Genomic DNA, 24,565 nt, shown 5'->3' on the forward strand with positions numbered 1-24,565 from the left:
CTTAGTTTGGTATAAAAAGTAAAATAAAACTAGCAATAAACTAATTAAAGCATAATTTAACGGTCTAGATTTATTAAAAAGACTTGCTATCATGTAGATATTTTATATTTTTGTGACTGTAAATATAATACTTAAACAAAAATGAAAGCATTTTTTGAAGGAATACAGTACTTATTCGTAGACATATTATTCGCTCCGATGGATTGGATGAGACAATTGGAATTAACAAACTGGTGGGCTGCAAATCTTTTAAACTGGATTTTCATCATCATCTGTTGTGGTGCTACTTATTACTGGGTTAAAGAATTAAAAAGTCACAAAGATAAGGGTGAGGATGCTCAGGATACTACAGCCCATTCGTTCTTGAAATAATTTACAGGTCGAAACCGATATCTTTTCTAAAATACATCTTATCAAAATTTAGTTTTGCTATATTTTGGTAAGATTTTTTTATGGCTTCCTGGAAGCTGTCTCCATAGGATGTTACGGCAATTACTCTTCCGCCGTTCGTGACAACCTGGTTATCTTTTAAAGCTGTTCCTGCATGGAAAACGATAGAACCTTCCACATTTTCCAAACCGGAAATTACTTTTCCTTTTTCATAGTCTTCCGGATAACCGCCTGAAACGACCATGATGGTTGTAGCACTTCGGGAATCTATTTCCAAATCCACCTGATCCAGTGTTTGTGTTGCTACCGCTTTGAATAGCTGTACCAGATCCGATTGCAGTCTTGGCATAACCACTTCTGTTTCCGGATCACCCATACGCACGTTATATTCAATTACATACGGTTCGTTTGCTACATTGATCAGACCGATGAAAACAAATCCTTTGTACGGAATACCGTCTTTCTGCAATCCGTCAATCGTTGGTTTTACAATCCGGCTTTCAATTTTTTCCATTAAAACAGCGTCTGCAAAAGGTACTGGCGAAACCGCTCCCATTCCTCCGGTATTCAATCCGGTATCGCCTTCTCCGATTCGTTTGTAGTCCTTTGCTGTTGGCAGTACTTTATAGTTTTTACCGTCTGTTAAAACAAAACAGCTCAGTTCGATACCGTCCAGAAATTCTTCGATAACAACTTTTGCACTGGCACTTCCAAATTTTTCATTAACCAGCATGTTGCGCAGTTCTTCCTGAGCTTCTGCCAGATCCTGGATAATCAGAACTCCTTTTCCGGCTGCCAAACCATCTGCTTTTAAAACATACGGCGGTTTTAATGTTGTTAAAAAAGCACAGCCCTGTTCTACGGTTTCTTTTGTAAAACTGTCGTATGCCGCTGTCGGGATATTGTGTTTTACCAAAAATTCCTTGGCAAATTCTTTACTTCCTTCCAGCTGTGCCCCGATTTTTGACGGTCCGATTACCGGAATGCTCTGTAAGGCTTCATCATTCTGGAAATAATCGTAAATCCCTTTTACCAACGGATCTTCCGGACCTACCACTACCATTTCGATGTTTTCCGCTAAAACAAGTTGCTTAACCGCTTCAAAATCGTTCGGATTGATGTTTACATTGACCGCTATTGATGCTGTTCCGGCATTTCCGGGTGCAACAAATAGTTTGGAACAGTCTTTACTTTGCAGCATTTTCCAGGCTAAAGCATGTTCTCTTCCTCCTGAACCTAATAATAAAATTGTCATTTTGTTGTGTTGTTATTTGAAAGGTCAAAAATACTCCGTTTTGAATGGAAAATATAATTTTCGCTGTAAAAAGTTTCTTTCCCTTTAAGTAGCGTTGTTTGTTTTTTTAACTTTGTTAAAATTATTGGTCATTGTGCTTAAACTATTCGATTTATCTTTGAAATTCAGCGGCTTCCCTATGAAAGAAGCCAATTTGGAATTTGACAGGACGCTTGCCGTTCCGGAACACGAGTATGCCGGTTTCATTTTTTCGAAACAGAAGGAAATTGTTGATTTTCACCTTAAGCACAATCCATTTTACCAACAGCTTTACGGGAAAAAGGTGTTTGAAAACTGGGAAGATTTGCCGGTACTGACAAAAAAAGAGTTACAGCAACCTTTACAGCAGCGCCTTGCGGAAGGATATACCTTAAAAAACACGTTTGTGAACAAAACTTCCGGTTCCAGCGGTGATCCGTTTATTTTTGCCAAGGATAAATTTTCGCACGCCATTACCTGGTCTTCCTATTTTTACCGGTTTGGCTGGTTTGGCATTGATTTTAATCATTCCTACCAGGCCCGTTTTTACGGGATTCCATTGGATGCTATCGGTTACCGGAAAGAGCGGATCAAAGATTACCTGAGCTGTCGCTTTCGCTTTCCGATATTTGATTTATCGGATGCTTTTCTCAAAAAAATACTGTTTCACTTCAAGACTAAAAAATTCGATTATATCGACGGTTATACCAGTTCGATCGTATTGTTTGCCAAATTCTTAAAGTCGAAGAATATTATTCTAAAAACTATCTGCCCTACTTTAAAAGTCTGTATGGTTACTTCGGAGATGCTTTTTGAAGAGGATAAGGTTTTACTGGAAAAACAATTCGGCATTCCCATTGTAAATGAATACGGTGCTTCGGAGCTGGATTTAATTGCTTTTCAGAATCCGGAAGGAGAATGGCAGGTTAATACAGAAACTTTATATGTTGAAATACTGGACGCTGATAACCGCCCGGTTCCTAACGGACAGGAAGGCCGCATTGTGATTACTTCTCTTTACAATAAAGCGCATCCCTTTATCCGTTATGATATTGGCGACATTGGCATACTGGATGAAAAGAGCACTCCTAAAAAAATGCTTTTAAAAACACTGGTTGGCAGAACCAACGATATTGCGGTTTTACCCAGTGGTAAAAAGTCGCCGGGACTTACCTTTTATTACGTTACCAAAAGCGTTATTGAAGATGACGGAAATGTAAAAGAGTTTATTATCCGGCAGCTCAAAACGGATACCTTTGAAATTGACTATGTGAGCGATCATGTATTAACCGCTTCACAAATTCAAAAAATTGAACAGGCAATCGCGCTTTATTTAGAACCCGGTCTGTTGTTTATTTTTAATCAAAAGGCTTCATTAGAGAGAACCAGCAGAGGAAAGCTAAAGCAGTTCCAGTCGTTACTGTAGTTTTTCGGTATATCGCGGTTTGATCAGCAACTGTACAAACAGGAATCCTGCCATACATGCCAGCGCTTTGATTGCATTTAGTTTATGAAAATCGCGATATACATAGAAATTATGTTTGAGCAGTTTCCATTTTGAAGCAGAGATAGAATCTTTCCGGATCCTGTAGCAGGCAAGACTTTCCGGAACCGGATAAGCTGTTTTTATTTTTGCTAAAACCGTTAGCCATAACATCCAGTCCTGTCGTTTCCGAAAGGATGGGATCGGAATTTTTCCGAAATAGTCCGTATCGTAAATTCCGGTAAGGTTCCCGATAAAGTTGCAGAAGAACAGTTGCCGGTAAGATAGTTTTACCGGGGCTTTGATTCTCCTGTTTAAAGAGGCACCATGCTCATCAATGCAATCGTAAAAAGAAAAGGTAAACGGCAGTTTGTTGCTTTCCATGAAGGCGAGCTGTTTTTCCAGTTTTCCGGGTTTCCATACATCGTCGGCATCCAGAAAAGCAATATATTTTCCGGTTGCTTTTTCCACCGCATGGTTTCTGGCTTTCCCGGCACCTGAATTTTCCGTAAGGGAGCATAATTTAATACGGTTGTCCTGTGCTGCAAAGGATGTGACAATCCGGGTTGTTTCATCCGAAGAATGGTCATCAACAATGATCATTTCCCAATTTTCACAGGTCTGATTCTGAACCGAAAGTATGGTTTCGCTAATGTAGCGTGCGGAATTAAATGCAGGGGTTATTATGGAGACCAAAGCCGGCATTAATAGGCTTTTTCGTCGCCTTTAACAGCGTTGTAAACGGTAAGGAATATGATTTTAAGATCCAGCAGCAACGACCAGTTTTCAAGGTAAAAGATATCGTATTTTACCCTGTTGATGATGTCGTAGTTGTTTTCTACTTCACCCCGGTACCCGTTCGTTTGTGCTAATCCGGTAATTCCCGGCTTGATAAAGTGTCTTACCATAAATTTGTCAACACTTCTGGCATACATTTCAGTATGGCTCACCATGTGTGGTCTTGGTCCCACCACCGACATATCACCCAGCAATACGTTGAAGAATTGCGGTAATTCGTCAATACTTGTTTTACGGATAAACCGTCCTATACGGGTGATCCGCGGATCGTTTTTGGATACCTGTTCCAGATCGGCTATTTCATTAGGACGCATCGAACGGAATTTATAGCAGTTGAATTCCTTGTAATTCAATCCGTTTCTTTTTTGTTTAAAAAAGATCGGTCCCTTGGATTCCATTTTAATAAAAATTGCCAGTAATGGCGTGAGCCATGATAACAATCCTAAGATGATGAATGACGCAAAGAAAATATCAAATATTCTTTTTATAATTTTATTAAGAGATTTATCTAAGGGAATATTACGCATGGAAATAATTGGAATATAGCCGTAATAATCAAAAACTAAATTTCTGGATAGAATTTCTTTACTATCAGGCAAAAATTTCAAAATCTTAAGATTATTGTCGGTGAAATCAACGAATTGATTAACTTCTTTATTTGTTAAATCGGACAAGGAGCAATAAATCTCATCTACATTTTTATCCAATACAAATTGAAGACACGCTTCAATGTTTTCTTCCTTGTTGTTTACATTGAACACCTTTTCCAGTTTATAGCCGTAGTCGGGATTGTCGTTGAAAAAGTCTTTTAACTGGACTACATTTTTACTATGGCCGACAATAACAACTCTTCTGAAGTTTCCTCCGAAAACAACCCGGAATCGTTTCAGGAAGTAAAAAACGGCCAGCTTGAACAAGGCTATTAATGCGATGGAAATAGTGGTGTATTTAATGGTCGCCGATGGTTCCGTATATTTTGAAAAATATCCGATATAGGCAAAACTAAGCACCAAAAACAACAGGTATTGCTTTAAAATTTTTCCTAAAATCTCTATTGCTTTGGTGTAGCGGTAAACTTCATAAAAACCAATATTAAAAGAGACGATGATCCAGGCGATACTGATAAAGATATTATAAAAACATCCTATTGTTTGCGGCAACAGGAATACCGTTAATACATTGATAATAATCAAGTCTAACAAATAGGAAAACGGTCTAATATATCCGGAATATCGGCCTGTATTTCTACGCACTAAAATATATATTTTGAGAAATCTTTATGCTCTTCTTTTAATAACTCTTCTGTTGACAAAGACCTGAAATAATCATAGGTTATCTTCATTCCTTCTTCTCTGGAAACTTTTGGCTCCCAGCCCAATATTTCTCTTGCCTTTGTAATGTCCGGCTGACGCTGTAAAGGGTCATTTACAGGTAGCGGATGGTAAACCACCTTTTGTTCGGTACCGGTTAGTTTGATAATTTCTTCGGCAAAGTCTTTGATCGTGATCTCATCCGGGTTTCCGATATTAACCGGTAAAGCATAATCCGAATGCAATAGTCTGAAAATCCCCTCTACCTGATCGTCTACATAACAGAAAGAACGGGTTTGCGAACCATCGCCGAAAATAGTAAGATCTTCACCTCGCAATGCCTGTCCGATAAAAGCCGGGATTACACGTCCGTCGTTTAATCGCATTCTCGGTCCGTAGGTATTAAAGATTCGTACGATTCTGGTTTCTACACCGTGAAAAGTGTGGTAAGCCATCGTTATGGATTCCTGGAAACGTTTTGCTTCATCATAAACGCCTCGCGGACCAATGGTATTTACATTTCCATAGTATTCTTCCGTTTGCGGGTGCACCAAAGGATCTCCATATACTTCTGAGGTGGATGCAATTAAAATCCTGGCTTTCTTAACACGGGCCAATCCTAAAAGATTGTGGGTTCCCAAAGAACCTACTTTAAGGGTTTGAATCGGAATTTTTAAATAGTCAATAGGACTTGCCGGTGAAGCAAAATGAAGTATATAATCCAGCTGACCCGGAACATGCACAAACTTTGTGATATCGTGATGATAAAACTCAAAGTTCTGGTCTTTAAATAAATGTTCTATATTTTTTAAGTCTCCGGTAATTAAATTATCCATTCCAATAACATAATATCCTTCTTTTATAAATCTATCACACAAATGAGACCCTAAAAATCCTGCAGCCCCTGTAATTAAAATTCTTTTCATTGTTGCCTTTTTACGGTTGCAAGATATAAAAATCCCGTGTTTTGATTCCATTAAAAATTAACAAACTTTAAGAATTAACACTAATTGCCTGCTCAATTTTTATTTCTTATCAAGAAAACCCTGTTTGTTTCGTTCTAAAATTTATATTTGCAGTACTTAATACTGTAGAATGATTCTATTTTATTAATATTACGGACACACAAAACAGTTAATCATATTGATTTTTCAATCAGTTTTACAACCTGGTGTTGTTCGGTATTTCAAATATTCTTTGCTTTTGAACAAAGGAAGACTATTTTAGCGATTTGTTAATCTTCAGCATAGTGACGATTCTTAAATATTAAATAAAGGAATCACAATGACATTATTATGCTGACGATTTGGATTATCCCGTTAATTGAAAAAATTAACCGGACGGAAATTATCAAAATTTATGATTAAAGACATTACCTTTATTACCGTAAACTATGCCCCTGAAGATACAGCAATAGGTTTATATACATCCCAATTAGCGGAATTTTTAGTTACTAAAGGTTATAATGTATCTGTAATTACAGGATTCCCTTATTATCCCATGTGGAAAATTCCTGAGAACTACCAGGACAAACCCCGGTATTATACCGAGGTTATTAATGGGGTTACCATTTACCGATACAAATTTTTTGTTCCGGAGAACAGAAACTTTTTTTATCGTACCTTACACATATTATCTTTTAATTTCGGAAATTTATTTAACCTGAAAAAGGTGCGAAAAGCCGATTTGGTTTTTTGTAATATTCCTTTTACAACCAATGTTGTACTGGGATTGTTTTTAAAATGGCGATTAAAAGCAAAATTGTGGACCTCCATTAAAGATTTTGAATTTGATGCGGCCTATGAGTCCGGATTACTAAAACAGAATGTGGTAACCAGGGTATTCAAAACAATTTTATACAAAATTGAAGCTTACCTGTTTACAAAGTCCGATATTATCAGTTCGATCAGTTTTAAAATGGTAGACCGGATTAAACAGAAAGCACCCAGAACAAATCCTGTTTTTTTCCCGGATTGGGTGGATGTTGATTTTATCAATCCGGAGAATTATAACCATCACAGCTATATTTCTAAAGATAAGTTCACGATTTTATATTCCGGAAATATCGGTCAGAAACAAAACTGGGAAGTTTATATTACTTTAGCGAAAAAGTTAATTGCACATCCGGATATTGAATTCATCCTAGTGGGTGAAGGGGCTTATAAAACAGAATTGTTAGCCCGCCTGGAACAGGAAGGGCTTCTTGGTTTTATTAAATATTATGAGCCGATTCCTTATGAGGATTTATCCGATTTGTTGTGCAGTGCCGATTTACACGTACTGTTTCAAAAATCGGATGTTATCGATTCGGTGATGCCGTCTAAGATACTGGGAATGATGAGCAGCGCACGTCCTTCGGTTATTACCGGGGATCTGAGCTCGGAAGTTGCCCGACATATTAATTCATCACAGGGCTGGGGGTATTATACCAATGAGGATCCGGAATTAATACTGAATGCTATTCTGACCTTAAAAGAAGATAAAAATTTACAAACGGAAATAGGTAAAAAAGCACGAACTTACATGATAGAAAATTTTTCAAAAAATATGATTTTGAATTCTTTCATTGAAAAAATTGATACTTTATAATTATGAAAAAAATAATAGTTTTAGGTGGTGGTGGTTTCATCGGTGGTCATTTAGCCAAAAGATTAAAAAATGAGGGTAATTTTGTTCGTATCTGTGACATCAAAAACCACGAATACTTTTCACATGAAGAGATTTGTAACGAATTTATAAAAGGAGATTTAACCGATCCTGTTCTGGTAGCACAGGTAATTGACGAAGGTGTTGATGAAGTATACCAGCTAGCTGCCGATATGGGTGGTGCCGGTTATATTTTTACCGGAGAAAATGATGCCAATGTGATGCACAATTCTGCCATGATTAATTTAAATGTGGCAAAAGAGTCTGTCGTAAAAAAAGTGAAAAAGGTTTTCTATTCTTCTTCTGCCTGTATGTATCCGGAATACAACCAGCTGGATCCTTCCAATCCAAACTGTGAAGAATCTTCGGCTTATCCGGCCAATCCGGATTCGGAATACGGTTGGGAAAAACTATTCTCCGAAAGATTATTTTTAGCATTCAACAGAAATTACAAACTGGATGTGCGTGTCGCACGTTTTCACAATATATTCGGTCCTCAGGGAACCTGGAAAGACGGTAAAGAAAAAGCGCCAGCTGCCATGTGCAGAAAAGTTGCCGAATCGGAAGCCGGATCTCAGATTGAAGTTTGGGGCGATGGTCAGCAAACAAGATCTTTCTTATATGTTGACGAATGTGTGGAAGCCGTTTTAAGATTAATGGAATCCGACTTTTTAGGACCTGTAAATATCGGTTCGGAAGAGATGGTTACGATTAATCAGCTGGCACAAATGGCAATTGACATTTCCGGAAAAGATATTACGATTAAAAATATTGACGGACAGGAATTTATTGATAAATACGGTTTCAAATGCCCTACCGGTGTTCGTGGCCGAAATTCCGACAACCGATTGTATAAAGAAAAAATCGGCTGGGAAGTTTCAGAACCATTACGTGATGGTATGGTCAAAACGTTTACCTGGATCAATCAGATGGTTCTGGAAAATAGTCCGAAAATCTAACAAAATAAAAAGCGCCATTTAAAAATGGCGCTTTTTATTTTATAGGTAATCCATTATTTAAACTGCTTTATGCTTTACAGCCGGATTTCCTTTATATATTCCTTTCTCTGAAATACTTTTATATACTGATGATCTTGCTCCTACAATAACTTCATCTACAATTTCTACCCCAGGAGCCACAAATACATCTGTAGCCAACCAACATGAATCATTAATTATAATGGTTTTAGCATATATTGGAAAATCAATTTTGTCATAATCATGGGATCCCGTACAGATATAGCATTTTTGAGAAATTATAGTATTTGTACCTATAAATATCTCTCCTAAGCTGTATAAAACAACGTCATCCCCAATCCAGGAATAATCCCCTATTGTTACCTTCCAAGGGTACGTTACTTGTACCGAAGGACGAATAATTACCTTTTTCCCAATTTTAGCTCCAAACATTCTTAATAAAAAACGTCTCCAGCCATACATAAATTGAGGAGAGGGGCGAAACAAAAAGAAATGAATAAGCCACCATAGTTGAACAACTATCGCGCTACGCCCTCTAAAACCTTTTGGTAAATAAAATTCTTTTAATATATACATTTTTCCAACAATGTATTTGCGTTAATTATAAACTGCTCTTCAGTAAAATGCTTTTTTGAATATTCAATATTATAGATTCCTTTTTTCGCTATGATATTTGGATTAAAATACAACTCTTCTAATTTATTTGCTAAATCCAAAGCGTCATTTTTTTTACAAAAAACAGCATTTTCACTTTTACAAATATCAGCAATTCCTGCGTGATTAGTTGTTAAAATTAGATTTCCTAATGCCATTGCTTCTAAAATACTGATTGGCTGTCCTTCCATTTTATAGAACGTTGGCAAACAGAAAACGTTACTATCCCTTAAAAAATTCTTCTTTTCTTCACCATAAAGCCCCCCTTTATAATCAATCTCGTTTTTTATAAATAACTCCGAAAGATCATTTTCGGTCACTAAATTTCCGGCAACTTTTAGATCTATATTTATTCCTTTCTTTTTATTTATCTCAATAGCTTCGATTAAGATATTTATCCCTTTTTCTTCAATCAAGTTACTCAAAAAAACCACCTTCAATGTTGAGTAGTCTTTTTTGTTTATTAATTCTTTTTCAGGTATCACTAAGGAATTTTCGAAAAAATTATTCAATTCAAAAATATTCTCTGTTTTAAGGAATGGTTCAAAGTTTTTACGCAGCGATTCCGATAAAACGATTCCATAATCAAACCATGAAATTACCTTATGGAAAAGACTTTTTTTAATTCCTTTCAGCCTATTATACTCGTCTAATAAATAGTTTCCATGCAAATGGACAACAAGCTTCTTATTGAGTATCTTAGAAACAATAATAAACGGAAGGTATTTCATAACGCCAAAAAAAGACTGTCCTATAGTGATATAAACAATCTTTGTAAGCAGTATTTTATAAACACTCAGATAGCTTTTCAAAAATTTAATTTTCCCTAAACTAATACTTCCATGACTATTAGAGATATTAGCGGCAAATTCGGTATTGATTTTCATCACTTCCCAATCTTTCTCACGTAATCCTTTTGCAATTACTTCATTTGCTAAACTTACACCAGAAACAGGAAAAGGGAAAGGCCCTATTATTAATATCTTTTTTTTCATTTCTCATCCTCTTTAAAGATATACATACTCATTATAAAGGAATACATAATAATCCCATTTTGACGTTCCAAATAACTCTCAGTCAAGAATACCATCAAAAAAAATGTCAATACCAATAATCCTTGACTGTTTTTTGATTTAATAAATTGACGGTATAAAATTATGTTTGATGCTAAAAAGATTAACAATCCTGTTAATCCTGCTGTCAATGCAATCTGTATATATTGATTATGGGCATTATATGTATCAACAGCTAATTTCTTATAGCCTTGAGCGATATAGCTTTCATTTAGTACATCCTGGACATCGCCTATTCCATATCCAAAAAAAGCAGCATTTTCAACCAACTGTATACTGGACTTCCATATAATATACCTTATCCCTGTTGATGTTTCCGTATTTTCAACAATTCTGTCAACAGATAATAATTCAAAAAATCGATTTTTAATTTCCGGAATAAATATCATTCCTATGAAAACAAACATAATTATGAGTATCCCTTTCAGCCAGTATCCTTTCATTTTTTGAGAAAGGAAGAAAATAGTTGTACAGACTAAGAACGCTATGATTGATCCTTTTCTCGATAAGATTAATAACCCAGCAAATATTACCAAAAATAATATGTACGATATTGTTTTAGAGGTGACATTAGAATAGAGTAAAAAGAATAATGCAATTGCAAAGTATGAAGATATATATATCGGATGATCGTTAATTCCCCAAAACTCATACATTATATAGGAGTATGCATAGTTTAAGGAACTATCCCCGGAGAAACACCCTAACTGATTCAAATAGATAAAGATTAAAACAGTATATATGGAGCATGCTACCACAAATGACTTCTTAAAAAAATTAAAAAATCTTTCCCTGTCATAGTCCGTTAATAAACAAACCGCCATTGGAAGGAGTAAAGGAATCATTCTCCCAATAATTTTCCATCCTTCGTTTAAATTGTTCGTATATAATAATGAAAGAAACGCTATTACGAAAAGTATCGAAATAAGTAATCCTCTTTTGAAATGGAACTTATTATTATTATTATTATTATAAAAAAAGGATAATCCTGAAAGTATAAAAACAAGAACTGCTAAATACGGTTTGAATTTGAATGGTATTAAAACAAAAAGGCCAAACAAAATTGCTGAACCACTTATAAAATAATTCCAATTTTTATTAATAAAGGTTTTTATCATTCTTTGATTTCTTTAAAAACGAATTTCATTTTTTTTAACTTGTAAAGATATCTTGAAAGTATCAAAATAAAAATTGAATACCATATAAATCTATGTGTTGATCTTAAATTATACTCATAACTGAACATAATAAACAAAAGCAACATTAAAACTTGTAATATTGAAAAAATGTACCTTTTGTTCATAATCTCTTTTTTTATGAACCGGTCTACTAAAGAAAAATAAAATCCTAAGAAAATGTAATAAAAAAAGCTGAAAACCGGGAATTTTGAAAGTTCTCCAATTGCCGAAAACGGTGCATAAATATTGATTCTTAAATGTTTAGAAATCTGGTACCAGTTTACCATTCTGCCGGGTAATGGACTCATGCAGGTCATCAGATTCTCTAAAGAGGCATCTTTATACAATTTGATTGTTTCTGATGTTACATAAAATCCGAAGATAAATGTGTAATAAACATTTCGGACAGTGTATTCAAAAATCACATGTGGTTTGCTTATTGTCATATTCATATAAGGAATCAAACCATGTCCGAAAGATTGCGAACGCAGAGAAATATTATATCCGAAAAATAAAGTAATAAAAGGGATAAATAAGGAGTAAAATAAAATCCTTTCGCTTCTTTTCGATAAAAATAATGAATAGGTAATCCCAAAGATGATTAAACAAATAGAGGCAATCCTACTTCCTAAACATATTCCTATAAAAATTACTGTAAGTATGGATATCCAAGATATGATCTTTACCTTTTTCATTAAAGCTCCCGACAGAACAGAGATAAAGATTAACAGATTTGAATAAATCATCTTAAGAACGGAACTATCCTTTGGAATATATTTTTTCCGAACAAACAACTCATTACCATAATCCAGATAAACCAGAATTACACACACTATTAATAGGCTAATCGTGATATTTGAAATGAGTTTATAATTGATTTTTCTATCTTTTATATTGACTATTTCTATTCTTATTTTATTAATGGCATTATACCCTGGGTTTGCTATTTTATAAATAAAAACACCTGCTAGGAATAACGAAATAACTCTTAAAAAGACTATGAGCTGGTCGACAAAGTTTTTATGATTTTTCATATCCAGATTGAAAAAATTTATCTTTTCAGATCTCGGATAATAAAAGTGGTAAATTGTAGTGAAGAAAATTACCGCTAAATAGTATAGTACAAATATATCAACAGGTGATAAAACAAAAAACTTGCGTTTATTGTATATTAAAGCGAGTAATACTATTATTAAAGAAAGATATAAAATCATTATTTAAAAAAATCCTGTGAGGAAAATTCCCCACAGGAAAATTAATTATTCTTCTAAAGCTCTTATTCCAGAAGCTTCATACCAAGCACTAGAATATGATCTAACGTATACATTTCCGTTTTTAGAATTCAAGAGAACAATTTGAAATTTAGCATCAGCTCCTTTTATTATTTCAAATGAATAAACCGGATATTTATACTCTTTAAGTCCCTGAGTAGCATCTTGTGCATTGTACCATGACCCATTATTATTTCTAACGAAAACATCACCTGTAAATTTGTTTAAACAGATAATATTAAATTCATCATTTGAAATTTGAAAAACTTTCATCTGATATTTTTCTGACATTTCTGCTTGTTTAGAAATGTCTTGGTTTACTTCTTGTTTTTTGTCACTACTTTGACATGAAAACAAAAAAATACAACACAACATACTAAAAAATACTGTTCTCATTTTTGTTTTTTTTACAAATATAGAATCATTATACAACTAATTGGTATTTTATAAGAAAATCTATTAACAATAGTTGTTATGAAAGAAACAATAAGCTCATTAAAAAAATAATTGTAGTTTTACGCTAAACAATAATACCGCTATAATGGAAGTCAATCATCTTGAAAAAATATATAATCAACAACAATCCGAATATTTAAACAATAACCCTACCTGGCATGAAGAAGATTCTCCATGGAAAGCAAAGCAAATTGAGAAGCTATTATCACGAAATGAATTGGATTTATCAACTGTTGTTGAAGTAGGTTGTGGTGCCGGTGAAATTCTTAATCAGTTGCACTCAAAACTGAATAAGGAAATAAATTTTTACGGATATGATATTTCTCCAGATGCTCATCAGCTTTCGAAGACAAAAACAAAAGAACGTTTACAGTTTTTTCAAGAAAATTTCTTAGAAAAAGATGTTTCTTTTGATTTATTATTAATGATGGATGTTTTTGAACATGTTGAAGATTATTTCGGTTTCATAAAAAATTGTTCTAAAAAAGCCACCTATAAAATATTCCACATCCCTTTAGACATCTCAGTCTCATCTGTATTGAGAAATGAAATAATTAATGGGCGAAAAAGTGTAGGGCATATTCATTACTTTATGAAAGACACTGCTATTTCTACATTGAAAGATTGTAATCTTGAAATTATTGACTACATATATACCGCAGGAGCAGTAGAACTCAGCAATAGAAAATTTAAAACCCGTTTATTAAATATCCCTAGAAGGATTTTTTTTAAAATTTGTCCCGATTTGTGTGTCAGAGTATTTGGCGGTTACTCCATATTAGTTTTGACCCGGTAATTTATGTGAGAAAAGGATTTTATTCTTAATTGAAAAGAATAAAATCAAACACGCCATAAGGATATCCACACCAATTCTCAAAAAAATTAAATTTTCAAAATACATTTGATCAAACAGGTATAAGAACAGAACAATACTCATATACGCCAAGCATGAGATTATTAATGAAAAATTGTATTGCTTAAGCGATCCAAATGCTACTAAAGCGCAGCTTCCTACGATATTTGAAATTCCAATGGCTGGGATTAATATTACCATTTGTTTTAAAAGGTAAGAATATTTTGTCATTTCATTACCTCCCAGAACACCCATTATTTTTTCGGAAAAACAATAGGTTATCAAGGCAAAGGTAATACCCATCATAAACGTTAGTAATACTAATTTCCGCATAAACGTTATACGTTTATTTCTAACAATGGAAGGAAAAACAGCTTGCTGAATAACCTCATAAACAAAAACAAAAGCAAATACTATTTTAGACGCAAGGTCAAAACCAGAAACCAAACTTTTCGAACAGAAATAACCGATTAAAAAAATTGTCCCGAAATTCAAAAAAAGTGTTGAGAATTTTCCTAAAAAAAACAGGTAACCTTCCTTTAAATAAAACAACAATGTTTTTAATGGTATTTTAAGAAATTTAAAGTTCGATTCTTTCTTTAAAAAATAAAAGCCCATTCCGCCCCAAATCAGGTTTGAAATTACTAACAGAACTACATATCGAAATCCATGATCATTGTTTACAACTAAAACAAAAGTTCCGATAACTAAAAATACTCTGGCGATAACCGTAACGATTGTTATTGGTTTCATTTTTTCTATCCCTTGAAAATACCAAATCGGAAAAAGGACTTCACCACCTCCCATCAGCATCATTACGATAAAAAGAAAGAAATATGCTTGGGTACCCGAAATAAAAATAAAGGGCACTAATAAAATAAAACTAAGTAAAAACAATAGGGCTTTAATGGTATAAATTGACGAAATAATTTCATCTATTTTAGCCTTATCATCTTTATTCTCAACTATATTCTTAGAAATATATAAATCGAATCCGAAGTTTATCAGAATTAAAAAATACTGGATAAAAGAGTCAACCCATGTTATGGTACCATAGTTTTCTTCCCCTAATACTCTTATAAGATATCCTATCAATAAGTATTTTGATAGAATGTTGACAAACTTTATTATCCCTATATGAAAGAAGTTTCTAACTATACTTTTATTATTATTCTTTATAATTTGAAGTTTAGCAAACATTTTCTCCTAATTTTTCATCCCACTTACTTATAGAAACCCCAAAAATACTTTTTATTTTGCTTTTATCCAGAACACTATACTTTGGCCTTTTTGCAGGTGTCGGATAAGCCGATGTCGGGATCGGATTTAGTTCAATCGTGACATGATTAACCTCAAATATCTTTTTTGCAAAATCAAACCAGCTGCAAACCCCTTCATTGCTAAAATTATAAATCCCGTAATTTTCTTTAGCACTTGTGATGATTTGTAATAACGCTTTTGCCAGATCCACCGCATACGTTGGTGTACCAATCTGGTCGTTTACTACATTCAACGTATCTCTTTCTGAAGCCAAACGCAACATGGTTTTCATAAAGTTATTCCCAAATTCCGAATATACCCATGAGGTTCTGATAATGTAATATTTTTCTGCGATTTGTTGTATTACCTGCTCACCTTCTAATTTGGTTTGTCCATAAACGCCTGTAGGATTGGGCTGGTCTTCTTCTGTATAAGGAATACTTTTATTTCCGTCAAAGACAAAATCCGTTGAAATATGCAGTAAAACCGTATCAAAATCTTTACACACTTCCGCCAGATACTGTGCGCCGGTAACATTTATGGAATAGGCTTTTTCCGGTTCGCTTTCTGCCTTATCCACAGCAGTATATGCTGCAGCATTAATGCAATAATCCGGTTTTACTTTTAAAAAAAAGTCGGTAATATTTTCTTTATTCGTAATATCGATCTCTGCCGATGTTGCAAAGAAAAATGTTATTTCGGGGTAGTTCTTCGCAATAGCCTGGATGGACTGACCCAGCTGCCCTGCTGCTCCGGTAACTAAAACTACCATACTTTCTTAGCATTATTGAGTTCCGGCAACTGTGTGTCTTTCTCGGAGATCAGCAACTCTTCCTGTTTTAATTGCCAATTGATATTCAGTTGGGCATCATTGTAGATTATGCCACCTTCTGATTCTTTATTGTAAAAATTATCACATTTATAGAAAAAGGTCGCTGTTTCACTCAACACCAAAAATCCGTGAGCAAAACCGCGCGGAATAAACAACTGTCGCTGATTTTCGGCAGACAGTACTTCGGCGACATACTGTCCGTATGTTTCCGACTCCGGACGAATGTCGACCGCCACATCCAGTACTTCACCCTGCAACACGCGGACCAGTTTTGCCTGAGCGTGATCGCCCGACTGATAATGCAATCCCCGCAGCACTCCTTTAGAGGAAAAAGACTGATTGTCCTGAACAAATTTTACGGATTGTCCAACACCGTCCTGAAATGTTTTTTCGTTAAAACTCTCCATGAAATAGCCTCTTGAGTCATGAATAACTTTAGGCTCAAGAATAAAACATCCTGATAGTTTTGTAGGAATAAAATTCATGCTGTTTATTGTAATAATCCTAATAAGTGTGTTCCGTATCCGCTTTTTAATAACGGTTGTGCCAGTTCGTTTAATTGTTCGGCATTGATGAATCCCATTTTATAGGCCGCTTCTTCAATTGCCCCTATTTTCAGTCCCTGACGTTCTTCAATAACCTGGACAAACTGCCCGGCCTGCATTAACGATTGGAACGTACCGGTATCCAGCCAGGCGGTACCTCTGTCCAAAATACTTACCTGCAGTTTTCCCTGTTCCAGATATGCTTTATTGACATCCGTAATTTCAAGTTCTCCTCTATGGCTTGGTTTGATGCGCTGTGCAATAGAAACAACATTGTTATCATAGAAGTAAATCCCCGGAACCGCATAATTCGATTTCGGATAGATCGGTTTTTCTTCAATGGAAAGTACCCTTCCGTCTTTGTCAAAATCCACAACGCCATAACGTTCCGGATCATGCACATGATAGGCATAAATAATTCCGCCGTCCGGGTTGTTATTCGCCTGCAGTAATTCGGCCAATCCGGTACCGTAGAAAATATTATCGCCCAGGATTAACGCTACTTTATCCTCTTTAATAAAATCTTTTCCAATAATAAATGCCTCAGCCAATCCGTTCGGATGTTCCTGTTCAGCATATTCAAAACGGCAGCCCAAACGGCTTCCGTCTCCCAGCAATTGTCGGAATAAAGGTAAATCATGCGGGGTTGAAATAATTAATATTTCACGAATTCCTGCCCACATTAATGTCGATAACGGATAATAAATCATCGGTTTATCATAAATAGGCATCAGCTGTTTGCTAACGGCTAATGTTAGTGGGTGCAATCGGGTTCCGGAACCTCCGGCTAAAATTATTCCTTTCATGTATAATTGCTGTAATTCGAAAATGAATCTTTATTATTGCTTCTTCATTTTATCCAGATACCACGAAATCGTTTTACGAATTCCGGTTTCAAAATTTTCATCTGCTTTCCATCCCAATCCGGTTTCAATTTTACCGGCATCAATAGCATATCGCAAATCGTGTCCCGGTCTGTCCTTAACAAAAACAATCTGGTCCTGGTAATTGCCTTCCGTTTTTGGAGATACTTCGTTTAAAATATCACAAATCGTATGGGCAATATATAAATTGTCCCGTTCATTTCTTCCGCCTATATTATAGGTCTCTCCTGCTTTCCCGTTTTTAAAAACAAGCGCAATCCCTTTGCAATGATCGGTTACATATAACCAGTCTCTAACATTTTTACCATCTCCGTAAATCGGAATGTTTTCACCGGAAATAGCTTTGCGTATAATTGTTGGTATTAATTTTTCATTATGCTGTTTCGGACCGTAATTGTTCGAACAGTTTGTAGTCACCACATTCATACCATATGTATGGAAATAACTTCTTACAATCATGTCGGAAGAAGCTTTAGACGCAGAATAGGGGCTATTTGGTGCATAAGGCGTTTGTTCTGTAAACAGGCCTGTAGCTCCTAAAGTGCCATATACCTCATCTGTTGAAATATGGTGAAATCGTGCCGATTCATAACCTTCTTTATACTGGCCAGGTCCAACCATCCAATGCTTCCGGGCACTGTCCAAAAGATGGAATGTCCCCAACACATTGGTCTTGATAAATGCTTCCGGACCGGAAATGGAATTGTCCACATGCGATTCGGCGGCAAAATGGATTACTCCGGAAAAATTATATTTTTCAAAAAGCTGCTCAATCAATTCTTTATCACAAATATCTCCTTTAACAAAGGTGTACTGTTTGTGATTTTCAACCTCTTTCAGATTGGATAGATCTCCGGCATAGGTAAGCAAATCCAGGTTAACTACATGGATATCCGGATTATTCTCAATAAAATAGGTTACGAAGTTAGCACCAATAAATCCTGCACCACCTGTAATTAAAATATGCTTCATTATTTATGCTAAATTTCTTTTAGTCATTTGTTTTTTATAGAATGACATGAATATGTTAATTGCAATGAAAATTCCTATAAAAAGAATTGGTAAAACCAATTTAAATTTACCGTTAAGAGACTTAACATTTTTTATATTTAAGATGGTACTGTTATCTTTTATTATTTTATCGCTATTTTGAAATTCTTCTTTAAGACCTCCTAATTCTTGAGTCAATTGATCTTTCGTCTTAATGATATCATTTAACTGCATGTTTTCGTTATAATAAATCAGCTTATCACTTTTTTGATTTGCTCCTATAAATCCGGAAAATTGATTTAAAATACTGTTAATCTGACCTATTGTCTCTTCATTCGTCTTAACTTTTAGAGCTATACCGCCTAATCGCTCTTTCTGAATTTTTTTATAATAATCATTCTTGTTCAGATAATCTAATATAGGCTGAACCGTTTTATTCACGTCAGTTGCTTCAACGGTACTGAATGTTATTAAATGATATTTATAATTTTTACTGGTTATATTATCTTCTAATATTTTTGCCGTACTACCATCTTCAGATAACAATTTAATCATTTCTAAATTTTCTTCATTCTTGTTGATAAGCTTATATACATCAATAATAGGCTCAACATCAATTTTAATCATTTTATCAGAATCTTTCAATCCTATTTTATCTAAAAACGATTGATCTTGTTCTCTTATCTTAGAATCTATAAGTTTAACTTTTGAATATAAATAATCAACACTATTGAAATTAGGGATAACGATGATTTCATGATTATAAACTTTTGTCGTTTTATCTTTATAAAAACCTAATCCAACTCCTAATATGAATAAAATCACTATTATTATTATATTTCTTTTAAAAAATAAAATAGCATCAAAAATTTTATCAAAAAATAATTGAACCATTTCTCCTATTTTTTTAGAGACTTGTGTCAAATTTACCTCTTGATTATCAGAATTAATTTGTTGATTATTACTCATGTAAATGGTTATTTGATATTGAAAATTTGTTCTAAAATCTTAATTGTAATTAAATAGGTTGGTTTAACTCCTGTTGTTCCCAATCCTCCGGAAGCCAATGTACTTCCTGTTTCTAACGGGTTATCCGATGCATAATAAGCATAACGGACTTTTACGTTAGACGGAATGCTCTTTCTGATTTTGGAAGCCGACTGAATTGCTTTTTGATAATAAGCCCCTTCCATTTCCAGTCCGATTACTCCCCAGGTGGATTCATGGAAAAATTTCAGTAAATCCTTATTCTGTAAAGACGTTCCTAAAACCGTTATCATTGGTCCTGCAAAAACAGGTATATCATTGCCTACAAACATTTCGGCAGACAGTTCATTATCGAATGGATAATTATCTCCTGTTCCCTCATTGATGTGCGCCGAAGGAATCATAATGTCTCCTTTTCCGCCTTCTAAAATTCCGGCTTTACCCATAATCGAAACCGATGCAACATTCAGGAATAATTTTCCTTCATCGTTTTTATACGGTTTTAAAAGCTCATCAATAGTCTCATAAGCCTGCTCACCGAAAGCATAATCCATTACAATGATAACCGGATGCTCTCCTTCTACCGTTGCTTTTGGAAATGCCGATTTATTCCAGTCAATTTTTGCCGTATCAAAAATCTGAACGTCAATATTGGTTCCGGATGTATCCGGTAATGAAATCATTCCGTGTTTTGTAGCAAATTCTTCTACTTTCGAGCGAACATCGCTATTTCCGGATTTACTCAGCTCTTCATAAATAACAAAGTCCGATTGGTCCTTGAATTTTGCTTTTAATACATGAGTCGCAAAAAGGGAATTCATCACACTGTGCATATTCGCACTGATAACGTGAATAGGTCTGTCAATCAATTTGTTCTTTTGCAGAACTTTCTTGATGTTGTTTGCCCAGATCTCACCGTGTATATGATGTCCTAAACGCTCTCTTAAAATCGGGCTGAACGTAATTGTTCTTTTGTTATTGTCAACCACTTCTTCTATGGCCAGTTTTCCTAACCAGTAAATAATGTGCAGAAAACGTTCCGGTGCCTGTTGTGTGGCAAAATCATCATAGATATCCAGAACCTCAGCAAATGTTCTTCCCAAAATATTGGACACGTGGGAAATTGCTTTTTCTCTTTCCACCAGTGTCAGTTTTTTGTTCTGCAGGATCACCTGTTCCAGCTTTTCCCAGTCACGGGTCAATCTTCCGTCCTCATCAATCAAAACCCTGTCCTTGATTTTATGCGACTCGATAAAGATAAAGGTAAGATGCGTTAAAATATCATAGATATCCGAACGTCCTCTCGTGATTTCGATATTCATCTGCTCATCGTCAATACGGTAACAGTTCCTCTTTCTTTTCGGAGGAACTATTGCCTGGAAATGCGATTTGGAATATCCTTCATCTGAGGTCAGATTGATATAACGGCATTCTTCTATTCCTATCGGTAACCGTTCAATTACATACAGTAATCCGTTTAACTCTACTTTTTCTTCTGCTATGGAACCATATATTTCAGGACGCAAAGACAATAATGCTTCCCGTAATGTTTCTCCTGAAACCCCCATTGGTTTATAGAATCCTCTATTGAACAAATGACGCATGGTAATATACAAACGTTCAATTGCTGCCGATGATTCCTGTGCGCGTGAACGCGAAATGTTTTTAATCTCTTTCATATTTCTTTCTATTTACTAACCTACAAATGTAGGATTTTTATTTTTTAGTTTGTCAACGTTTCCTTTAAAGCAAATTCCCGGGAAACGATACGGTTTGCCGCAATTAAAAATAGCACTTAAACAAATCGATTTATATTATTTTTTCGTTAGCTTATCGGCAATCTTCCGGTCATTCGACAATCTTGGCAATTTATTCTGTCCGCCCAATTTTCCTTCCGATTTCATATAATCGTGAAACGCGTTTTTAACAACCGGTGTTACCACCACTGTCCGCAATACATTACCGGAAATTAAATCGTCATAATACACATTCTGCTTTCGCATCGCCTGATCGATCTTTAATTCAAATTCCGACAGTTTTTCCGGTTCCTGTTCAAATTCAATAAACCATTCATGATACGGTAATCCTTCTTTTGGCGTGATTTGCGGCGCAACCGTAAACTCATTTATACGAATAGCGGTAGCTGCCATTGCCTCCTGTAAAGCCGCTTCCACTTCTTTTCCGATAACATGTTCTCCAAAAGCCGAAATATAATGTTTAATTCTTCCGGAAACAATAACACGGTAGGGCGCTAAACTGGTAAACTGAACCGTATCGCCGATATTATAAGACCAAAGTCCGGCATTGGTAGAAATAATCAGGACATAATTCACGCCCAATTCCACTTCTCCAATCGTATATCTTTTAGGACTGTCCTTGAAAAAATCCTCACTTTTAATGAACTCATAGAAAATTCCGGAGTTCAGCAACAGCAGCATTCCTTTCTCTTTTTGCGTATCCTGGTATGCAAAAAAACCTTCCGAAGCCGGAAACAGTTCAATACTGTCTACCCTTCTCCCAATCAGGTCTTCAAACTTGGCACGATAGGGTTCGTAGTTCACACCACCGTAAATAAACAAATTAAAATTCTTGAAAATTTCGCCAACCGGTTTTTGCCCTTTCTCTTTCAGCTTTTCAAAATACATTTGAACCCAGGAAGGAATCCCGGAAATAACCATCATGTTTTCGTCATAGGTTTCTTCCACTATGGCATTCACTTTGGTTTCCCAGTCTTCAATACAATTGGTTTCCCAGCTCGGCATTCTGTTTCGTTGCAGGTATTTCGGCACATAATGCGCCACAATTCCGGAAAGACGTCCCAGTTTTATGCCGTTTTTTTCTTCCAGTATCGGACTTCCCTGTAAAAAAATCATCTTGCCATCCACAAACTTGGCATTCCCGGTTTCATGAATATAATGCAAGATCGCATTCCGGGCAGCTTCTATGTGAAAAGGCATGGATTCTTTCGTAAGCGGAATGTATTTGGCACCGGAAGTGGTTCCGGAAGTTTTGGCGAGATAAATCGGTTTCCCTTTCCACAAAACATCTTCTTCCCCTTTTACCATACGGTCAATATACGGTTTTAACTCCTCATAATCCCGTACAGGAACCTGTTTCTGGAAATCTGCAATAGTGGTAATCGCCGAAAAATTATGGTCTTTGCCAAAATGGGTCTGTCTGGCATTTTGAATTAACTCAGAAAAAACTTTTTCCTGTGTGGCAACAGGGTTTTTCGCCCACTGCTGTGTTTTATTGTATATGTTTTTCGCTAATATTTTAGCAACAATCGATTTTATCGACATTGGATCTTAATTATAATTAGTCGCAAACTTTTTACGTATTGCTTTTTCGGTTCTATAAATGGGTATAAAAACAAAGACCAGTACGATGGCAATACTGACTACAAATTCTATTTCACTTTTTACGTTGATTACCAGGTTGATCATCGAAATCAGCACTAAAAAGAAACCGCTTTTGATGATTTCTTTAGCCGAATATTTCTGGGCAAAATTCCAACGCTCTGTCGACTGCATGGAAGCAGCAGTCCGGTAACCGTATAAACCGTTAATCTTCCGGGGCGGAAACAAATACAAAACCATACCGGTTATAATAAATATCCCTCCGGCCAGTAACGGCAACTGTAATAACGCACGAATCCACTCCATAATATACTATTCAAAATCAATAAACTGCGTCGGGTCAATCGGGTAGCCATCCTTCCAGAGCTCAAAATAAAGCTGCACATCCGGATGAATTCCGGTCATTCCGGCCAGCGCAACCACTTCGCCCGATTTTACAACATCTCCTTCCGACTTTGTCAAAGATGCCGCTCGTTTGTAAACGGAAATAATCCCGTCATTATGACGGATAATAATTACCTGCCCGTTTGTAGGTGTCCAGTCGGCAAAAACAACGGTTCCGTTGGCAATCGACTTTATCGGTGTATTCTTAGTTAACGCAATACTCACAAAAAAGTGTTTGTTCTTTGCATTATATTTTTCGGCAATATGTCCTTTTACCGGCGGTAGTAATACCAGATTTACTCTTGGTTTTGCCTTTTCAAAAACATTGTATTTGTCTTCCAAAGCCACCTGTTCCCGTAGCTTTAAATCGGTTTTAGACGGATTTAAAGCGACCGTTTCCACTTTGTCTTTCTGTTCTACCTTAATGGAATCCTTATTTAGTTTTGCATATTCCAGATCGCCGGTGAGCACTTTCTTGATCGATTCTACATACAGGTTGTTTTGCCTGATGGCTCTTTCCAGCGAATCCGATTTCATTGCCAGCTGCGTTGCTTCCCTTTTCAGTTTGGTAGAAGAGTATCCCGGAATGTATTCCCGAAGCGGTGTAAAAGCAATAATAAAGGTGGTCCCGGTAATTAAAAAAATAGTCGAAATGGTCAGGCTGACGAAAACATTCATCAGGTTTAATTTCAATGAAAAAATCTCTTCAAATGTATCTTCGTTCAATATAACCAACCGGTTTTTATTGAATAACTTCTTTTTTAAAAGCTGTCTCTTTAGTCTCTTTGCAGACATTTTATTGGTTTAATTCACAAATATAATAATTTAATATTCGCTTTCTTAATCCTTAATGTATATTGGTTTTTAGCAATTAGGTTAAAGAAATCCTAAATTTTAGCCGTCAATACTAAAAAGCTCTAAATATTTATTCGTCAAATCGTATTTATACCTAACTTTGTTCT

24 protein-coding genes are annotated in these 24,565 nt (G+C 35.3%); 5 read left to right on the forward strand and 19 right to left on the reverse strand.

The annotated features are described in order from the left end of the window. The first annotated feature begins 141 nt into the window (after positions 1-141). Positions 142-372, forward strand: coding sequence for a DUF6341 family protein (locus BGO42_RS05465; RefSeq protein ID WP_177730858.1), 231 nt, complete (start codon positions 142-144; stop codon positions 370-372). A gap of 1 nt (position 373) precedes the next feature. On the opposite strand, the gene purD is transcribed toward BGO42_RS05465, so the two are convergent. Next, entirely contained in the window at positions 374-1,645 is a 1,272-nt protein-coding gene (gene purD, locus BGO42_RS05470) for a phosphoribosylamine--glycine ligase (RefSeq protein ID WP_177730860.1), read from the reverse strand. 133 nt (positions 1,646-1,778) lie between these two features. On the opposite strand from purD, the gene BGO42_RS05475 reads away from it, so the two are divergent. Then, positions 1,779-3,089, forward strand: coding sequence for a phenylacetate--CoA ligase family protein (locus tag BGO42_RS05475; protein WP_273246552.1), 1,311 nt, complete (start codon positions 1,779-1,781; stop codon positions 3,087-3,089). Here BGO42_RS05475 and BGO42_RS05480 read toward each other — a convergent pair. From BGO42_RS05480 to BGO42_RS05490, 3 genes are read right to left on the reverse strand one after another with little or no spacing between them, the layout of a single operon-like run. Further along, positions 3,081-3,851 (reverse strand): glycosyltransferase family 2 protein, encoded by a 771-nt coding sequence (locus tag BGO42_RS05480; RefSeq protein ID WP_273246553.1) that lies wholly within the window; start codon positions 3,849-3,851, stop codon positions 3,081-3,083. The two genes, BGO42_RS05475 and BGO42_RS05480, sit on opposite strands and share 9 nt — an antisense overlap. Continuing rightward, a complete protein-coding gene (locus tag BGO42_RS05485; RefSeq protein WP_273246554.1) occupies positions 3,851-5,197 on the reverse strand; it encodes an undecaprenyl-phosphate glucose phosphotransferase in 1,347 nt (448 codons plus the stop codon). The genes BGO42_RS05480 and BGO42_RS05485 overlap by 1 nt, the downstream gene beginning before the upstream one ends. Continuing rightward, positions 5,197-6,180 (reverse strand): UDP-glucuronic acid decarboxylase family protein, encoded by a 984-nt coding sequence (locus tag BGO42_RS05490; protein WP_177730868.1) that lies wholly within the window; start codon positions 6,178-6,180, stop codon positions 5,197-5,199. The genes BGO42_RS05485 and BGO42_RS05490 overlap by 1 nt, the downstream gene beginning before the upstream one ends. A gap of 433 nt (positions 6,181-6,613) precedes the next feature. Here BGO42_RS05490 and BGO42_RS05495 point away from each other — a divergent pair, with 433 nt between their 5' ends. Continuing rightward, positions 6,614-7,843: a WcaI family glycosyltransferase gene (locus tag BGO42_RS05495; protein ID WP_273246555.1), complete on the forward strand. Its 1,230-nt coding sequence runs from the start codon at positions 6,614-6,616 to the stop codon at positions 7,841-7,843. Between the two features lie 2 nt (positions 7,844-7,845). Continuing rightward, positions 7,846-8,859: an NAD-dependent epimerase/dehydratase family protein gene (locus BGO42_RS05500; protein WP_273246556.1), complete on the forward strand. Its 1,014-nt coding sequence runs from the start codon at positions 7,846-7,848 to the stop codon at positions 8,857-8,859. A gap of 57 nt (positions 8,860-8,916) precedes the next feature. Here the strand turns inward: BGO42_RS05500 and BGO42_RS05505 are convergent, their stop codons facing one another. From BGO42_RS05505 to BGO42_RS05525, 5 genes are all read right to left on the reverse strand, one after another. Continuing rightward, positions 8,917-9,453 (reverse strand): WcaF family extracellular polysaccharide biosynthesis acetyltransferase, encoded by a 537-nt coding sequence (locus tag BGO42_RS05505; RefSeq protein WP_273246557.1) that lies wholly within the window; start codon positions 9,451-9,453, stop codon positions 8,917-8,919. Beyond that, entirely contained in the window at positions 9,441-10,526 is a 1,086-nt protein-coding gene (locus BGO42_RS05510) for a glycosyltransferase family 4 protein (protein WP_273246558.1), read from the reverse strand. The genes BGO42_RS05505 and BGO42_RS05510 overlap by 13 nt, the downstream gene beginning before the upstream one ends. Next, positions 10,523-11,722, reverse strand: coding sequence for an O-antigen ligase family protein (locus BGO42_RS05515; protein ID WP_273246559.1), 1,200 nt, complete (start codon positions 11,720-11,722; stop codon positions 10,523-10,525). The genes BGO42_RS05510 and BGO42_RS05515 overlap by 4 nt, the downstream gene beginning before the upstream one ends. Beyond that, positions 11,719-12,816 (reverse strand): hypothetical protein, encoded by a 1,098-nt coding sequence (locus BGO42_RS05520; RefSeq protein WP_273246560.1) that lies wholly within the window; start codon positions 12,814-12,816, stop codon positions 11,719-11,721. The genes BGO42_RS05515 and BGO42_RS05520 overlap by 4 nt, the downstream gene beginning before the upstream one ends. Positions 12,817-13,041: 225 nt before the next feature. Further along, positions 13,042-13,449 carry a hypothetical protein gene (locus BGO42_RS05525; protein ID WP_273246561.1) on the reverse strand — a complete coding sequence of 136 codons (408 nt, stop codon included), beginning with the start codon at positions 13,447-13,449 and terminating at the stop codon, positions 13,042-13,044. Between the two features lie 145 nt (positions 13,450-13,594). Here BGO42_RS05525 and BGO42_RS05530 point away from each other — a divergent pair, with 145 nt between their 5' ends. After that, positions 13,595-14,305 carry a class I SAM-dependent methyltransferase gene (locus tag BGO42_RS05530; RefSeq protein ID WP_273246562.1) on the forward strand — a complete coding sequence of 237 codons (711 nt, stop codon included), beginning with the start codon at positions 13,595-13,597 and terminating at the stop codon, positions 14,303-14,305. Here BGO42_RS05530 and BGO42_RS05535 read toward each other — a convergent pair. From BGO42_RS05535 to BGO42_RS05580, 10 genes are all read right to left on the reverse strand, one after another. Continuing rightward, entirely contained in the window at positions 14,288-15,562 is a 1,275-nt protein-coding gene (locus BGO42_RS05535; RefSeq protein WP_273246563.1) for an oligosaccharide flippase family protein, read from the reverse strand. The genes BGO42_RS05530 and BGO42_RS05535 overlap by 18 nt on opposite strands. Further along, a complete protein-coding gene (gene rfbD / locus BGO42_RS05540) occupies positions 15,552-16,394 on the reverse strand; it encodes a dTDP-4-dehydrorhamnose reductase (protein ID WP_273246564.1) in 843 nt (280 codons plus the stop codon). The genes BGO42_RS05535 and rfbD overlap by 11 nt, the downstream gene beginning before the upstream one ends. After that, entirely contained in the window at positions 16,388-16,939 is a 552-nt protein-coding gene (rfbC, locus tag BGO42_RS05545; protein WP_273246565.1) for a dTDP-4-dehydrorhamnose 3,5-epimerase, read from the reverse strand. Before rfbC ends, rfbD begins: the two co-directional genes overlap by 7 nt. Positions 16,940-16,944: 5 nt before the next feature. Further along, on the reverse strand, positions 16,945-17,805 hold the full coding sequence (gene rfbA / locus BGO42_RS05550) for a glucose-1-phosphate thymidylyltransferase RfbA (protein ID WP_273246566.1): 861 nt from the start codon (positions 17,803-17,805) through the stop codon (positions 16,945-16,947). A gap of 33 nt (positions 17,806-17,838) precedes the next feature. Next, positions 17,839-18,855 carry a dTDP-glucose 4,6-dehydratase gene (gene rfbB, locus BGO42_RS05555; RefSeq protein WP_273246567.1) on the reverse strand — a complete coding sequence of 339 codons (1,017 nt, stop codon included), beginning with the start codon at positions 18,853-18,855 and terminating at the stop codon, positions 17,839-17,841. 3 nt (positions 18,856-18,858) lie between these two features. Beyond that, the gene (locus tag BGO42_RS05560; RefSeq protein ID WP_273246568.1) at positions 18,859-19,842 is read right to left on the reverse strand and encodes a hypothetical protein; all 984 of its coding nucleotides are present in this window, start codon (positions 19,840-19,842) and stop codon (positions 18,859-18,861) included. Between the two features lie 8 nt (positions 19,843-19,850). Then, the gene (locus tag BGO42_RS05565; protein WP_177730902.1) at positions 19,851-21,539 is read right to left on the reverse strand and encodes a DUF6909 family protein; all 1,689 of its coding nucleotides are present in this window, start codon (positions 21,537-21,539) and stop codon (positions 19,851-19,853) included. A 135-nt stretch (positions 21,540-21,674) separates the two neighbouring features. Beyond that, the gene (locus BGO42_RS05570) at positions 21,675-23,162 is read right to left on the reverse strand and encodes a GH3 auxin-responsive promoter family protein (RefSeq protein ID WP_273246569.1); all 1,488 of its coding nucleotides are present in this window, start codon (positions 23,160-23,162) and stop codon (positions 21,675-21,677) included. Positions 23,163-23,168: 6 nt separating this feature from the next. Beyond that, the gene (locus BGO42_RS05575) at positions 23,169-23,525 is read right to left on the reverse strand and encodes an SdpI family protein (protein WP_273246570.1); all 357 of its coding nucleotides are present in this window, start codon (positions 23,523-23,525) and stop codon (positions 23,169-23,171) included. Between the two features lie 6 nt (positions 23,526-23,531). Then, positions 23,532-24,398 (reverse strand): murein hydrolase activator EnvC family protein, encoded by an 867-nt coding sequence (locus tag BGO42_RS05580; RefSeq protein ID WP_177730908.1) that lies wholly within the window; start codon positions 24,396-24,398, stop codon positions 23,532-23,534. Between the last annotated feature and the right edge of the window lie 167 nt (positions 24,399-24,565).

The sequence above is a fragment of the Flavobacterium sp. 40-81 genome, assembly GCF_001898245.1.
GTDB lineage: Bacteria > Bacteroidota > Bacteroidia > Flavobacteriales > Flavobacteriaceae > Flavobacterium > Flavobacterium inviolabile.